Consider the following 15,307-nt stretch of genomic DNA (forward strand, 5'->3'; position numbering starts at 1 on the left):
CTTATTTTCTGATCTGCCCGTTGCCGAGCACGATGTATTTCTGCGAAGTCAGTCCTTCCAGTCCGACCGGCCCGCGCGCGTGGATCTTGTCGGTGGAGATGCCGATCTCTGCGCCCAAACCGTACTCGAAACCGTCGGCGAAGCGCGTCGAAGCGTTCACCATCACGCTGGACGAATCCACCTCGCGCAGGAAGCGCATCGCCTTGGTGTAGTTCTCGGTGACGATGCTGTCGGTATGTTGCGAGCTGTAGCTGTTGATGTGGTCGATGGCCGCATCCAGATCGGCCACCACGCGCACGGACAAGATCGGCGCGAGGTATTCGGTACGCCAGTCTTCTTCGGTGGCGGCCTTCATCTGCGGCACGAGGGCCTGCGCGGTAGCGTCGCCACGCAGTTCCACGCCCTTGGCGAGGTAGATCTTGCACAGCGGCGGCAGCACCTGGGCGGCGACGGCGGCATTCACCAGCAGCGTCTCCATCGCGTTGCACACGCCGTAGCGATGGGTCTTGGCGTTGTCGGCGATGACGATCGCCTTGGCGAGGTCGGCCTGGTCGTCGATGTAGACGTGGCAAATGCCGTCCAGATGTTTGATGACCGGCACTTTGGCATCGCTGGAGATGCGCGCGATCAGTCCCTTGCCCCCGCGCGGCACGATCACGTCCACGAACTCCTTCATGGTGATGAGCTCGCCCACGGCGGCGCGGTCAGTGGTGGCGACCACTTGTACGGCAGTTTCCGGCAGACCGGCGGCACGCAGGCCCGCCTGCACGCATTCGGCGATGGCGCGGTTGGAGTGGATGGCCTCTGAGCCGCCGCGCAGGATGGCGGCGTTGCCGGATTTCAGGCACAGCCCGGCAGCATCCGCTGTCACGTTGGGCCGCGATTCATAAATGATGCCGATCACGCCCAGCGGCACGCGCATCTTGCCGACCTGGATGCCGGAGGGGCGATAGCTCATGTCCGAGACCTCGCCCACCGGATCGGCCAGGGCGGCGATCTGGCGCAAGCCTTCGGCCATGCCGTCGATGACCTTGTCGCTCAGGGTCAGGCGGTCGATGGCGGCGGCATCCAGGCCGTTGGCGCGTGCGGCGGTGACATCCTTGGCATTGGCTTCCTGCAAGGCGGCGCGACTGTCCAGTATGGCCTGGGCCATGGCTTCCAGCGCGCGGTTCTTGGCGGCGGTGTCGGCCTGCGCAGTCAGGCGCGAAGCGGCGCGTGCGTTGCGTCCGACCTGCTGCATGTAGCTTGTTACGTCATCCATGATGATTGAGCGGATTTGTAGAGCGCGCATTTTACCGCAAGCGGGGTGTTAAAATGCGCGCCTTGTTAAAGTGAGGCCCGCATGTCCGACATCCTGAAGAAGATCCTGGCCGTCAAAGCCGAAGAAGTCGCCGCCGCGCGCGCCGTTCAGTCGCTGGAGCAGGTTCGCGCCGCCGCCGAGGCTGCTCCGACCCCGCGCGATTTCGTCGGCAGCATCCGCGCCAGGATCGCCGCCGGGCAGCCTGCGGTGATCGCCGAGATCAAGAAAGCCAGCCCCAGCAAGGGTGTGATCCGCGCCGACTTCCGGCCCGCCGAGATCGCCGCCAGCTATGCGCAACACGGTGCGGCGTGCCTGTCGGTGTTGACCGACGAGCAGTTCTTCCAGGGCTGTGAGGCTTACCTCCGGCAGGCGCGCGCCGCCTGCGAGTTGCCGGTGTTGCGCAAGGATTTCATGGTGGACGAATACCAGATCTGGCAGGCGCGCGCGATGGGTGCGGATGCCATCCTGCTGATCGCTGCCGCATTGACGCTGGAGCAGATGCAAGCCTTCGAAGCACTGGCGCATAGCTTGGGCATGGCTGTCTTGGTGGAAGTACACGATGGCGACGAACTCACTGCCGCACTGCAACTCAAGACTCCGCTGATCGGCATCAACAACCGCAACCTGCGCACCTTCAATGTCACGCTGCAAACCACGCTGGACTTGCTGCCGCAAATTAGGATCCCTCGCCTCTCGGGAGAGGGTGAGGGCAGTCGCATCGTCGTCACCGAGAGCGGCATCCTCGCCCCGGCGGATGTGGCGCTGATGCGTGAGCATGCCGTGCACACTTTCCTGGTCGGCGAAGCTTTCATGCGCGCTAACGATCCCGGCGCAGAGCTGGCACGCCTGTTCGTCTGAAATCATCCCGAATGGGTGGCCCGCCTACTTTGCGAAGATCGCGGCCATAAAAAAACGGGCATCCGAAGATGCCCGTTCTTGTTTCTGCATGCTAAACCCCGACTAGCGGGGCGGCAATTAGAAGGAGTGCTTCACGCCCAGAGAGAAGGCAGAAGGCTTGGAGCCAGCGCCGTTCAGGAACACGTTGCCATTGCCGATGCCAGCGTTGCCCAGAGCGTAGGTTGCATTTGCCTGATTGCTCAACTGAGTGTACAGAGCGTACAGAGTGGTGCGCTTGGTGAAGCTGTGGTCGTAACCGACGGATGCTTGCGCTGCGCCAGTGTTGCTCATCCCGCCGATACCAACTACGGCCAAATTGCCAGCCTTGCCGTATGCCAGTTTGATTGCATCATTGGCGGTCACGTTGACGCGACCAGACAGGTAGTAGGCATGGTGACCGAAGAGATCAGCATTGACCGGAGCTACGCCCAGCACAGCAAGTACACCGCCAAAGTTGTCCTTGGTCTTTTCGTACACGGCATTGACTTCGAACATATCAGCCTTGTAGCCTGCGCCCAACTTCCATGCAGATTCTTTGAGCGAGAAGCCTGCGGCGCCGCCACCCAAAGTCCCAGGTGCTGTACCCAAATCATGCACTTCATAAGCCAAGTTCATGGAGAACGGGCCATTGCCGTACATACCAGCCAGAGACCAAGCGGAACCCTTGGTTTGGGTAGCCAGGGTCTGGCCTTCAGCGCCAGCCACGTAAGCTACGATGCCGGTGAAACCACCCAGGTTAGGAGAAACGTAAGCCAGCACGTCGGTTTGACGACCATCGAACGAAGCTGCAGCGCCTGTTGGGAGTGTGCCAGCTGGAGCGCGGTTTGGGGCTGGTACTGCCGCTGTCACGGTGTTCAGACCGCCGCCCATCACTGCGCGGTTGTCAGCGATGGTGTCGCCGAACAGGTCGTAGCTACGAGTAGCCATCTTGTACGGAGTGTCGTGACGACCCAGCAGCACGGTACCGAAACCGCCGTTCAGGCCAGCGAAGGTATTGCGAGTAGCCAGACCGTTGGTCGGTGCTGCAGCTGCGCCGTTGGAGCCACCGTCGATGCTGATCAGGGATTCGACTTGCCAGACAGCGGTCAGGCCGTTGCCCAGATCTTCGTTGCCCTTCAGGCCCAGACGGGAGGTGTTGCTGGAAACCTTGTTGCTGCTGAAGCCTGGGGTGCCAGCGGTGTTGCTGCCGGTGTTGGTCACGTCCACGGACACGTTGGCTACGCCGTACACGACGACATTGCTGTCAGCCATTGCAACGGGAGCTACGAAAGCACCAGCTACAGCCAGAGCGATAAGACTCTTCTTCATAATTTGATCTCCAAATGAGTTGAACTTCTAAACCTGCGGATACTTTATGTCCTGCTTTTCCAGCAAGATGGACGGCATTCTGTCCGAACCCATTCGGCAGCACAAGCCGCACTGTAGCTTTTGTGCAACAAAACGTCCGCCGACGGGCTCCCCTTTTAGATTGACAGCACTATCGCCATTGCCTACATTGCCGGCGTGTCCTTACAGCCGGAGTCGTCATGTTGAATCTCGATCACCTCATCATTGGTTTTGACAAGGGACTGCGCACGCTGCTGAGCAAGGCGCAGACCGTGCGCGCCTATCCGGATGAGGATGTCGCCGAGACATCCCTGAGCGAGACTGAGAAGAAGCATGCCATCGGCCTGATGCGCATCAATCACAGCGGCGAGATCTGCGCGCAGGCGCTCTATCAGGGCCAGGCCCTGACCGCGCGTGACCCGCTCGTACAAAAGAAACTGGAGCAGGCGGCCTGGGAAGAGACCGAGCATCTGGCCTGGACTTCGCGCCGGGTGCAAGAGCTGGGCGGCCACCTGAGCGTGCTCAATCCCCTGTGGTACACCGGCTCGCTGGCGCTGGGCGCGTTCGCCGGACTGCTGGGCGACAAGTGGAATCTCGGTTTTCTGGCCGAGACCGAGCGTCAGGTCGGCGGTCATTTGCAGGAGCATTTGCAGGAACTGCCCGCGCAAGATGCCAAGAGCCGCGCCATCGTGCAGCAGATGTACACCGACGAGATCGGTCATTCCGACATGGCGCTGGAGATGGGCGGCGCCGAGCTGCCTGCGCCGGTCAAGCTGACCATGCAGCTGACCTCCAAACTCCTGACCCGTACCGCGTACTGGGTTTAGCCCGGCTGTCTATCCATCTTGCGGTATTGCACCGCCTCGGCGATGTGAGCGGGCAGCACCTTCATGCTCCCTGCCAGGTCGGCGATGGTGCGCGCCACTTTGAGGATGCGGTGGAAGGCGCGGGCGGACAGGTTCAGCCGCGTGATGGCCTGCTGGAGCAAGGCTATGCCAGTCTCGTCAGGCAGGCACAGCGCGTCGATCTCGCTTACGGTCAGCTGCGCGTTCGGCTTGCCTTGTCGGGCCAAGGCCAGCTCCCGCGCCTGTTCCACCCGCAGGCGCAGTGTGGCCGAGGTCTCCCCATCCATACTCTTGAGTAGGTCGTGCTGCGGTACGGCGGGCACTTCCAGCTGGATGTCGATGCGATCCAGCAGTGGCCCGGAGATGCGACTGCGGTAGCGAGCGATCTGGTCCGGCGTGCAGCGACACTTGCCGCTGAAGTGCCCAAGATAGCCGCACGGGCAGGGATTCATCGCGGCGACCAACTGGAACTGGGCGGCAAAATCAGCGCGGCGCGCGGCGCGCGAAATGGTGATGTGACCGGATTCCAGCGGTTCGCGCAGCACCTCCAGCACGCCGCGCTCGAATTCCGGCAGTTCGTCCAGAAACAACACACCGTGCAGTGCCATGGAGATCTCGCCCGGACGCGGGTTGCTGCCGCCGCCCACCAGTGCCACGGCGGAGGCCGTATGGTGTGGGGCACGGTAAGGGCGCTGCCGCCAGCGGCCGACATCGAAGCTGCCGCCCAAGGATTGCATCGCCGCGCTTTCCAGCGCTTCTGCCTCGGTCATGCTGGGCAGGATGCCGGGGAATCGCACGGCCAGCATGGACTTGCCTGTGCCCGGCGGGCCGGACATCAGTACGCTGTGGCCACCGGCGGCGGCGATCTCCAGCGCACGTTTGGCCTGACCTTGGCCTTTGACCTCGCACATGTCCGGATAGCCCGCTGTTTGCGGAAGGAGTTGTGGAAGGTGGCGATCGATGGCATCGCGTCCGGCCAGGTGAGCGGCGACCTGCAGCAGGGAGCGGGCGGGGTAGACGGCGGCCTGTTCGACCAGGGCGGCCTCTGCCGCATTGGCTTCCGGCAGGATGAACGCCCGTCCGCTGGACACGGCACGATAGGTCATCGCCAGCGCGCCACGTATCGGGCGCAACTCGCCGGTGAGTGCCAGCTCGCCGGCGAACTCATATTCCGACAGGCGTTGCGAGGGAATCTGCCCGGAGGCGGCGAGGATGCCCAGAGCGATGGGCAAATCAAAACGTCCGCTTTCCTTGGGCAGGTCGGCGGGCGCAAGATTGACGGTGATGCGGCGGGCGGGGAATTCGAACTGGCAGGTCAGCAGGGCGGCGCGTACCCGCTCCCGGCTTTCCTTGACCTCAGCCTCGGGCAGACCGACGATGGTGAAGCTGGGCAGGCCGTTGGCCAGATGGACCTCCACCGTCACTTCGGCGGCATCCATGCCGGACAACGCGCGGCTGTAGAGCACCGCTAGGCTCATGGCTGGCCTGCCTGGGGATCAGCCCAACTCGCCTGCTGGGGATGGCGGTGCGCCCGCCGTACTGCGCGCTTCCAGCTCGGTCACGCGCGCCTCAAGTGCGGCCAGCTTTTCCTGCGTGCGAGCCAGTAACTGCGATTGCACCTCGAAGTCTTCTCGTGTAACCAGATCCAGTTTGGAGAAACCTTGCGCCAGTAAAGCGCGTACATTCTTCTCCACATCCTTGGCAGGGCCGCTGGCCAGTGCTTCGTTCACCTTACTTGACAACTCGTCCAGAATTTTTGCATTAAACATGATCAGCTCCGACAGAGAGAAGTTCGGAGTCTATCAAACACCATGGACGCTCAGGAGGATTCTTGAGCCGAGCTCGACTGCATCATGGCATAAGCCATGTATGGAATGGAAACTCGGGCTCTGTGGCGACCCGAATCGAATTCACCGGTTCGCTACCCATTGTGCAAAATGATGCTGTTCAGTTGAAGCCATCCATTCATTAACCTCCACCAGATCGGCCACTGGCTCGTTAGTGAATGGCAGGATGTGCATATATCCATCCGGTCCGAACTCCGGAGTCATCGTGCTGGCCGTATACCCGCGCGCAGCTTGTGATGACCAGATCCTCTCCCAGCACCGCTGATGCGATGCCAGCGCGTGGGCATATTCAGGTGCAGCCGGGTGCGGCACCTGCGGACCTTGCGGATACCCCACCCGCGCATGGATGTGGTGGGCGTGCTGCGCCACCGCATCGATCACCTCAAGGTCATCATCCAGCAGGCGCTCCATTACCACCACCCAATGGCTAAGATCGCACGTGAGCCTGAGTTGCGGGATGCGTTGCAACAAGAGCAAGGTCGCCCAGGGATTGAACAGCGAGCGGCTGCGATGAGTTTCGAAGGAAAGCACCACACCATGCCGTTCGCCCGCCGCGAGGGCTTCATTGAAAAAATGTTCGTTCTGTTCCAGCGTCCAGGCATCACAACCGCCGATGATGGTGGCGAAGCGCGGCTGGAGTGGTTTGCCTTGCAGCAATTGACGTTCGACATCGGCCAGATGTTCCGCCACGCTGGCATGGCGTCGCGGCACGTAATCACCACCGGTCACGATCTCCTGGATGTAATCGAGCCGGTATTGCTGCAAAGCCTGCTCCAGCAGCGCCAGCTGTTCCGGGGGCCGATCTGCCGTGCCCTCAAGTCCCACATACCCATGGCCTGCGGCATGGGCGGCGGCAGCAGACAACGAGCCTGCATGCCCCCACAGGGTTTTGTACAGACGCAGCTCCATCAAGCGTGTGCCAGATAGGCGCGCCAGCCGCCGAACGAGGTGATGTCGCGAGCGTCTGCTGTAGCGTGTGCCTCGCAGACGAAGCCCTGCACGCAGCTGCCGTCGGCCAGTGTCAGCGTGCCGATGCCGAGCGGCACCGGGATGCCCGCCACGAACGAACCGAATTCGCGCACGGGAAGTTCCCACACCTCGACTTCGATCGCTGCGCCCCCGCTCGTCACCCGCACCATGCCGGGGCGGAAAGGTGGGCCACCCGGCAGGGCATACAGCTTGTAGTCGGGCGAACTGGTGGTGCTGCAGACCAGCTTCGCGCCACGGCTGGTGAGCTGGTGGTTGAGCGGCAGACCGGAGAGGTGTGCGCCGCACACGGCGACCCGCACCTGGCCGGAGGGGACGGCATCCGGTGTGGATGCCTCGCCCAGCCAGCGTTGTGCCAGATGCAGCAATGGCACATCCTGATGCGCGGGCGCGCAGACGGTGATGCCGAACGGCAGGCCCCTGCCATCGAAACCGGCGGGGATGGCGACCGCACTGTAGTCGAGCAGGTTCATGAAGTTGGTGTAATAACCCAGGTTGGCATTCAAACGCAGCGGATCGGCCTGCATCTGCGCCACAGTGTAGATCGTGCCTGCGGTCGGCGTCACCAGACAATCCGCGCTTCGCCACAGCGCATCGCACTCGCGCTTCAGTGCCTTGAGGCGATACAGGCCAGCGAAGGCATCCGCTGCGGAAAGTTTTTTTGCGCCTGCGATGATGTCATGCGTCACCGGAAACAATGCCTGCGGCTTCGAATCGATGAATTCGCGTATCGCCTGATAGCGCTCTGCCACCCAAGCCCCTTCGTACAACAGGCGTGCCGTTTCCAGGAAAGGCGTGAAATCAATCTCTACCTTGTGCCCGCCCAATTGCTTCATCCTGCCCACCGCTTCGGTAAACAAACGCTCCGCATCAAGGTCGCCGAAGAATTGCAGTTGATCCGACCTCGGCACCGCAAAGGTGAAACGCGGGGCGCACCCGAAATCGAAACCATGGGGCTGTGCCGGACGCGCATAGGCATCGCGGGCATCAAACCCTTGCGCGATGCTGAACACCGTCGCCACATCCGCCGCCTGTCTGGCAAAGACCGAGATCGTGTCGAGCGAGCGGCAAGCCGGCACCATGCCGCTCGCGGACAGCAATCCGCAGGTCGGTTTCAGCCCTACAAGATCGTTGAACGCGGCGGGCACGCGCCCGGAACCGGCGGTGTCCGTTCCCAGGCTGAACAGCACCTGGTTCAATGCCACTGCCACCGCCGAGCCGGAACTGGAGCCTCCCGAAATGTAGTCGGGATCAAAAGCGTTGCGACATGCGCCGTAAGGCGAGCGTGTGCCGTTCAGTCCGGTGGCAAACTGGTCGAGATTGGTCTTGCCGATGGGGATGGCTCCGGCATCCATCAGGCGCTGCACCACATATGCGCTATGTTGCGGCGTGTAAGCGAATTCGGGGCAGGCAGCCGTGGTCGGCACCCCGGCCAGATCGATGTTGTCCTTGATCGCAAAGGGCACGCCATACAGCGGTTGCTGTGCCATACCCTTAGCTTCCACCGCAGCGGCATGCGCCAGCAATGTCTCCAGCGGCAGCACGTGTATCCAGGTGTGATGCGTGTCCGCCAACGCTTGCGCATGTGCCTCGCGCACCCTCTGGCTCGGCGTTAAATCGCCAGCGGCATAGGCCCGCAACAATCCGCCCATGTCTTGTGCGTGCTTCATGATGCATCTTCCTCGATGACCAGCAGCATCTGTCCGGCCGCCACATGGCCACCCTGTTTGCAGAACAGCCGTCGCACGATGCCGCCGACCGGCGTGCTCACGGAGATCTCCATCTTCATGGATTCGACCACCAGCACATTGCTGCCTGCTTCCACCCGCTGGCCTTCTTCCACCAGCATCTTCCAGATGGTGCCCGTGACATGCGAGCTCACCGCGCGCGAACCGGCGGGCAGGTCGAGCTCGCTTTGCGTATCGGCTTCGCTCACCGTGCTGTCGCTGACATATTCGGCCTGCCCCGCCGCGCGCCAGCGCTCCCGTTCGGCCTCGAAAGAGGTCTGCTGCCGTTGCTTGAACACGCCGATGCTGGCCGCATTCTGCTGCAGGAAGGCGTTGTACTGCTTCAGGCTGAAAGTGCTCTCTTCCACGCGCAGGTTGAAACGTCCGGCGATGAAATCCTTGCGCAGCTGCAACAGCTCTTCCGCACTCACCGGGTAGAAGCGTATCTGGTCGAAGAAGCGCAACAGCCAGGGTTTGCCGTCCTTGAAGTCCGCCGTCTGCAGATAACGGTTCCACATCTGCACCGTGCGCCCGACGAACTGGTATCCGCCGGGGCCTTCCATGCCGTACACGCACAGGTAGGCACCGCCGATGCCGACCGCGTTCTCCGGTGTCCAGGTGCGTGCGGGGTTGTACTTGGTGGTCACCAGCCGGTGGCGCGGATCGACCGGCGTGGCGACCGGCGCACCGAGATAGACGTCGCCCAGTCCGAGCACCAGGTAGCTTGCCTCGAACAGGATGCGCTGAACATCGGCCACGCTGTCCAGACCGTTGATGCGGCGGATGAACTCGATGTTGCTCGGGCACCAGGGGGCATCAGGGCGCACCGACTGCATGTATTTCTCGATGGCGAGGCGTGTCGCCGCATCGTCCCACGACAGCGGCAAATGCACGATGCGCGTCGGCACTTCCATCTCCTCGATGGCGGGCAATGCCTGCTCGGCCTGCACCAGCGCAGCGAGCAGCGTGTCGCGCGGCAAGCTGCGGCCATCAAAATGTACTTGCAGGGAGCGAATGCCGGGCGTGAGGTCGAGGATGCCCTTGAGCTTGCCTGCCGCGACTTGTTGCTGCAGATACTGCATCAGCGCATGCACACGGAAGCGCAGGTCGAGGTCCAGTACCAGCGGCCCGTATTCGACCAGCACGTTGCGGTCGCCGGACTGGCGGTACACCACCTGCACCTGTGTCGCGCTGGCCGGGATGCGATGCAGCACCGGGCTGCCCATGCCGGAGGCGGCAGAAACCGGGGGCAGAGTCTCCGGCAGTTGCAATTGTTGTATCGACGCATCCTGCAAACGTTCCAGATGCTGCGCCTGTTCCAGCGACATCCAGCGGAAGTGCACGGTGTCACCCGGTTTGAGCTGCCCCATCTTCCACAGTTCGGCCTGCACTATGGTTACCGGACACACGAAGCCGCCCAGACTGGGACCGTCCGGGCCGAGGATCACCGGCATGTCGCCGGTGAAATCCACTGCACCGATGGCATAGGCGTTGTCATGGATGTTGGACGGATGCAGACCGGCCTCGCCGCCGTCGCTGCGCGCCCACTGTGGTCGCGGGCCGATCAGGCGCACCCCGGTGCGGTTGGAGTTGTAGTGCACCTCCCAATCGGTGGAGAAGAAAGTGCGGATATCCTCATCGGTGAAGAAGTTCGGCGCGCCATGCGGCCCGTACAACACACCGATCTCCCACACGCTGCCATAGCTGGGCAATAGGGCCGCAGGCAACTGGCGTGCGGTGTGCTGCGATGCCGCTTCGATATGCAGCACATCTCCCGTGCGCAGGGTGCGCCCGGCGTGGCCACCGAACTGGCCCAGCGTGAAAGTGGCTCTGCTGCCGAGGTACTCCGGCACATCGAAGCCGCCGTGCAGCGCGAGATACACGCGGCAACCGGCGCCGGTGAGCTTGCCGAATTGCAGCACGCTGCCCGCCTTCACCGCGTGCGAGCGCCACTGTGCCAGCGGTTCGCCATCCAGCCGCACTTCGATGGGCGCGCCGGTGACGGCGATCACGCTGTCGCAATTGAAGCGCAGCGTCGGCCCGGTGAACGTGATCTCCAGTCCAGCCGCGCCCTCGTCGTTACCGACCAGCCGGTTGGCGAGCCGGAATGCCAGCGCGTCCATGGGGCCGGAGGGAGGCACACCGATGTTCCAGTAGCCGGTGCGGCCGGGGTAGTCCTGCACCGTGGTCTGCACGCCGGGATCGAGCACATCCACGGTGTGCGCGCTGTAGTGGAAGCCGCCGAGAAAACGCGTGGTGTGTTGTCCCTGGCGGAACAGCGAAGCGCGCAGGATCTGGCGCAGATAATCGCAATTCGTCTCGATGCCATAGAGGCGCGTCTCAGCCAGCGCCGCTTCCAGTTTGGCGATGGCATCCTCCCGGTCCGCACCGCGCACAATGATCTTGGCCAGCATGGGGTCGTAGAACGGCGTCACTTCCACACCGCGCTCCACCCAGGTTTCGATGCGTGCGGCTGCCGGAAAATCGGCGCCGGTCAGCACACCGCAGGAAGGCTGGAACTCCTTGGCTGGGTCTTCTGCGTACACGCGCGCCTGAATGGAAGCGCCCTGCGGACGGATGACGAAGCTGTCCAGCGGCGCGAGGTCGGCGCTGGCCTGCCGCACCATCCACTCCACCAGATCGATGCCGGTCACTTCTTCGGTCACGCCATGCTCGACCTGCAAGCGCGTGTTCACCTCCAGGAAATAGAATTCGCCGGTGGCCGCATCGAAGATGTATTCCACCGTGCCCGCCGACTGATAACTGACCGCCTGCCCCAGCCGCACGGCGGTATCGAGCAGCGCCTGGCGCAACGCAGGTGTCAGGTTGGGCGCGGGTGTCTCTTCGATGACCTTTTGGTTGCGGCGCTGTACCGAACAATCGCGCTCGCCCAGCGCGATCACTTTGCCTTGCCCGTCGCCAAAGATCTGCACCTCGATGTGGCGCGCGTTCTCGACATATTTTTCCAGATACAGTCCGGCATCCTTGAAGTTGTTCTGCGCCAGGAAGCGCACCGATTCGTACGCCTCGGTCAGGTCGGTCTTGTTCCAGCACAGGCGCATGCCGATGCCGCCGCCGCCCGCCGTGCTCTTCAGCATCACCGGGTAGCCGATCTGCGCAGCTTCGTGCAGTGCCGTGTCCACATCCGCCAGCAGCCCGGTGCCCGGCAGCAGCGGCACCTGGTTCTGCATAGCCAGCTCACGCGCGGTGTGCTTCAGCCCGAAGGCGCGCATCTGCTGCGGGGTTGGGCCGATGAAGGTGATACCTGTCGCAGCACATTGTTCGGCAAAGTCGGCCTTCTCGCTGAGGAAGCCATAACCCGGATGAATGGCCTGCGCGCCGCTCTCACGTGCGGCACGCAATATCTTTGCGGTATCCAGATAACTTTCTGCCGCCGCTCCTGCGCCGATCAGATAGGCCTCGTCGGCTTCGATCACATGGCGCGACAGTGCATCCGCTTCGGTATATACCGCAACCGATTTCACGCCCAGGCGGCGCAAGGTGCGAATGATGCGGCAGGCGATGGCGCCGCGATTGGCGATCAGGACTTTGTCGAACATGTTGCGTCTCCGAGCAGGTCGTCCTGCTTCTGTGTTTGCGCTGCGGGGCCGTCCCCGTAGCCTCGTTTTAATCCCAGACCAGCAAGCGTATCGGTGTCGGGTTGTAGGCGTTGCAGGGATTGTTCAACTGCGGGCAGTTGGAGATCAGCACCAGCACATCCATCTCGGCCTTCATCTCAACGTATTTGCCCGGTGCCGAGATGCCATCGACGAACTCCAATCCGCCATCTTCGGTCACCGGCACGTTCATGAAGAAATTGATGTTGCTCGGTATGTCGCGCTTGCCCAAACCAAGTTGTTCGCAGCGCGGATCATGGGCCAGCGCATGCAAAAAGTTGTCACGGCAGCTGTGCATGTGGCGTTTCTCCAACGCATAACGCACGGTGTTGCTCTCGGCTGCACAAGCACCGCCCAGCGTATCGTGACGGCCACAGGTGTCCGCCACGATGCGCAGCATCACCTCACCAAAATTGGAATACAGCTTACTGCCCGTGGTCAGGTATACCCGCATCTGACGGCTCAGTGTGTCGGTGGCACTGTAGCGCTCCTGCGCGTTCTCCGCGTTGTAGAACAAGGTATCCACGGCCTGGTTGCCCTCCAGGTCCACGATGCGGAAGGTCTGGCCCTTGTTGACGCGACCGACCCAGGGTTCGCCCGCCGCGCAAATTTCGCTGACCACCGCGCTGGCCGGATCCAACCGGCTTTCCGCCAAGGTATTCATGCTGCACCTCCGCAACACATGTAAAAGCGGCGCGTGTTTTCCAGTCCGCGTTCGTTCTCGGCCAGATTGCCGCAACCCGGCTTGCTGGCAGGGGTCGGCAGGGCCACCAGTTCGATGGCGGCGGGCTGATAGGCTTGCGCTGTCTCCAACGGATGCGGCGCAGTGGACAACACGACCAAGGTGTCCATCTCGAAACGCAGGCCGACATAATCCGATGGCTTGCTGTTGCCGCGCTGGAAAGTCATTTCGCCCGCCTCGTTGACGGTGACCTTGCTGAAGAAGTTGATGTTGGACACCACGTCACGCCGCCCCAATCCCCACTTGCCCAATTCGATCAGCAGCCCATCCAGCCCGCTGCGATACATGGCATTGCGATGTTCCTGAAAGCGCGCCTCGCCATATTTGTGCTTGAGCATGGCGGCATCCATCACGCCACACACGGTGTCGTGCCAGCCCACGGTGTCCTCGGTGATGCAGCAGAAGATGCGTCCCATGTCGGATTGGCAGGCATGCCCCTTGGTCAGGCGGAAGGTATGTTGCGACTTCAGCGTGTCCGCCATGTTGTAGCGTTCCAGCTTTTCTTCCAGGTTGTAAAACAGCACGGCGGCATTCGCCCCCCCCTGCAAGTCCACCAGCCGCAACGTGGTGCCGCGCCGGATGATGCCGGACCAGTGCCCGCCGCCGGGGATGCGCTCTACCCACAAGTTTGTTTCGTTCTTGTTCATGTGGCCACCCCTTAAAAGAATTTCAGGTAACGCTGCAATTCCCACTCGGATACGTGGTTGTGATAGTCCGTCCATTCCTGGCGCTTGAAATTGACGAAGCTGCCGAACATCAGCTCGCCGAACACCTGCTTGCTGAACGGATCGGCCTCGAACGCTTCCACGGCTTCACCCAAGGTACGCGGCAAATAGCGTATGCCGCGCTCATGCAATTCGTTCTCCGAGTAATGGTACATATTCTCCACATGGGGCGCGCCGGGATCCAGCCCTTCGCGTATGCCTTCCAGACCGGCGGCCAGCAGCGTTGCGGCCGCCAGATAGGGGTTGCACGACATATCCACGGCGCGACATTCGACGCGCCCGCCGCCCAGCGGAATGCGCAGCATGTTGGTGCGGTTGTTGGTGCCGTAGGAGATGTGCACCGGTGCCCAGGTGAAGCCGGACATACTGCCGCGCCGCACCAGACGTTTGTAGCTGTTCACGGTCGGTGCGATGGTGGCGCAGATCGCCGGGGCGTGCTTCAGGATGCCCGCGATGAACTGGTAGCCCAGCTTGCTCAGCCCGGCAGGATCGCTCTTGTCCTCGAACAGGTTCTTGCCGGTCTTGCTGTCGGCCAGCGACATGTTGTAGTGCGCACCGCTGCCGGTGCGGTCCTTGAACGGCTTGGGCATGAAGGTGGCGAAGTGCCCGCGCTTGCGCGCCAGTTCGTTGGCCATCAGGCGGAAGAAAATGAAGCGGTCGGCCATTTTGAGGCCGTCGCAATACATGAAGTCGGTTTCGAACTGGCCGTTGGCATCTTCGTGGTCGAAGGAATACACGTCCCAGCCGAGGTCGTTCATGGCCTGCACCAGTTCATCGAGATAACCGTAACTGTCGAGATAGCCGCGCACGTCATAACAAGGCTTGGCCAGGGTGTCGCGTTCGCTGGTAGGCACGGGCTTGCCATCCGGCCCGTCCTTGAGCACAAAGAACTCGGTCTCGATGCCGAGATTGAACACATAACCCATCTGTGCCGCCTGCTCGGTGACACGCTGGAGGATGCCGCGCGAGCAGGCTTCGAACGGCTGTCCCTTGTGATACAGGTCGCTGGCGAACCACACGACTTCCTTGTTCCAGGGCAGCACCGTGGCGCTGGACAAGTCGGGATGCGAGGATACTTCCTCGTCGTTCACTTCCTGCGGCACGCCATCCAGAGCGGCGCCGGTGAACAGCTCCGAACCCTTGACCATCTGCTCGAAGTGGCTGAGCGGCACCACCTTGCTCTTGCCCACGCCGTGCATGTCCACGAAGCTGGCGAGCGCGTATTTCACTCCCTGACTTTCCAGTGCAGTTCTGACTGCCTGTGTATCGGCCTTTTGATCGGTGCGCATGCAAA

Annotated in this window: 12 protein-coding genes; 2 read left to right on the forward strand and 10 right to left on the reverse strand. The window is 62.2% G+C overall.

Annotated features, from left to right (window positions below):
- Window position 1 precedes the first annotated feature (1 nt).
- Entirely contained in the window at window positions 2–1,261 is a 1,260-nt protein-coding gene (locus DM08_RS00140; RefSeq protein ID WP_035382529.1) for a glutamate-5-semialdehyde dehydrogenase, read from the reverse strand.
- An 81-nt stretch (window positions 1,262–1,342) separates the two neighbouring features.
- Between DM08_RS00140 and trpC the strand changes: the two genes are divergently transcribed.
- On the forward strand, window positions 1,343–2,158 hold the full coding sequence (trpC, locus tag DM08_RS00145) for an indole-3-glycerol phosphate synthase TrpC (RefSeq protein WP_035382531.1): 816 nt from the start codon (window positions 1,343–1,345) through the stop codon (window positions 2,156–2,158).
- 117 nt (window positions 2,159–2,275) lie between these two features.
- Here the strand turns inward: trpC and DM08_RS00150 are convergent, their stop codons facing one another.
- Complete coding sequence (locus DM08_RS00150) at window positions 2,276–3,505, reverse strand: porin (RefSeq protein ID WP_035382533.1); 1,230 nt, start codon at window positions 3,503–3,505, stop codon at window positions 2,276–2,278.
- 218 nt (window positions 3,506–3,723) lie between these two features.
- Between DM08_RS00150 and coq7 the strand changes: the two genes are divergently transcribed.
- Window positions 3,724–4,350 carry a 2-polyprenyl-3-methyl-6-methoxy-1,4-benzoquinone monooxygenase gene (gene coq7, locus DM08_RS00155; protein ID WP_035382535.1) on the forward strand — a complete coding sequence of 209 codons (627 nt, stop codon included), beginning with the start codon at window positions 3,724–3,726 and terminating at the stop codon, window positions 4,348–4,350.
- Here coq7 and DM08_RS00160 read toward each other — a convergent pair.
- The 8 genes from DM08_RS00160 to glnT all read right to left on the reverse strand — a co-directional run bounded on the left by DM08_RS00160 (window position 4,347) and on the right by glnT (window position 15,302).
- Complete coding sequence (locus DM08_RS00160; RefSeq protein ID WP_035382537.1) at window positions 4,347–5,846, reverse strand: YifB family Mg chelatase-like AAA ATPase; 1,500 nt, start codon at window positions 5,844–5,846, stop codon at window positions 4,347–4,349. The genes coq7 and DM08_RS00160 overlap by 4 nt on opposite strands.
- Before the next feature lie 18 nt (window positions 5,847–5,864).
- Window positions 5,865–6,137: an accessory factor UbiK family protein gene (locus tag DM08_RS00165; RefSeq protein WP_035382539.1), complete on the reverse strand. Its 273-nt coding sequence runs from the start codon at window positions 6,135–6,137 to the stop codon at window positions 5,865–5,867.
- 141 nt (window positions 6,138–6,278) lie between these two features.
- Window positions 6,279–7,124, reverse strand: a complete 846-nt coding sequence (locus tag DM08_RS00170; RefSeq protein WP_035382541.1) for a sugar phosphate isomerase/epimerase — start codon at window positions 7,122–7,124, stop codon at window positions 6,279–6,281.
- The gene (gene atzF / locus DM08_RS00175; RefSeq protein ID WP_035382542.1) at window positions 7,124–8,872 is read right to left on the reverse strand and encodes an allophanate hydrolase; all 1,749 of its coding nucleotides are present in this window, start codon (window positions 8,870–8,872) and stop codon (window positions 7,124–7,126) included. Before atzF ends, DM08_RS00170 begins: the two co-directional genes overlap by 1 nt.
- Window positions 8,869–12,489 carry an urea carboxylase gene (gene uca, locus DM08_RS00180; RefSeq protein ID WP_035382544.1) on the reverse strand — a complete coding sequence of 1,207 codons (3,621 nt, stop codon included), beginning with the start codon at window positions 12,487–12,489 and terminating at the stop codon, window positions 8,869–8,871. The genes atzF and uca overlap by 4 nt, the downstream gene beginning before the upstream one ends.
- Before the next feature lie 67 nt (window positions 12,490–12,556).
- Entirely contained in the window at window positions 12,557–13,210 is a 654-nt protein-coding gene (locus DM08_RS00185) for an urea amidolyase associated protein UAAP2 (RefSeq protein WP_035382546.1), read from the reverse strand.
- Window positions 13,207–13,935: an urea amidolyase associated protein UAAP1 gene (locus tag DM08_RS00190; RefSeq protein WP_035382551.1), complete on the reverse strand. Its 729-nt coding sequence runs from the start codon at window positions 13,933–13,935 to the stop codon at window positions 13,207–13,209. Before DM08_RS00190 ends, DM08_RS00185 begins: the two co-directional genes overlap by 4 nt.
- Window positions 13,936–13,946: 11 nt before the next feature.
- Window positions 13,947–15,302, reverse strand: coding sequence for a type III glutamate--ammonia ligase (gene glnT / locus DM08_RS00195; protein WP_035382553.1), 1,356 nt, complete (start codon window positions 15,300–15,302; stop codon window positions 13,947–13,949).
- Window positions 15,303–15,307: the final 5 nt, after the last annotated feature.

The organism is Ferriphaselus sp. R-1 (assembly GCF_000746095.1).
In the GTDB taxonomy this organism is placed as follows: Bacteria; Pseudomonadota; Gammaproteobacteria; order Burkholderiales; family Gallionellaceae; genus Ferriphaselus.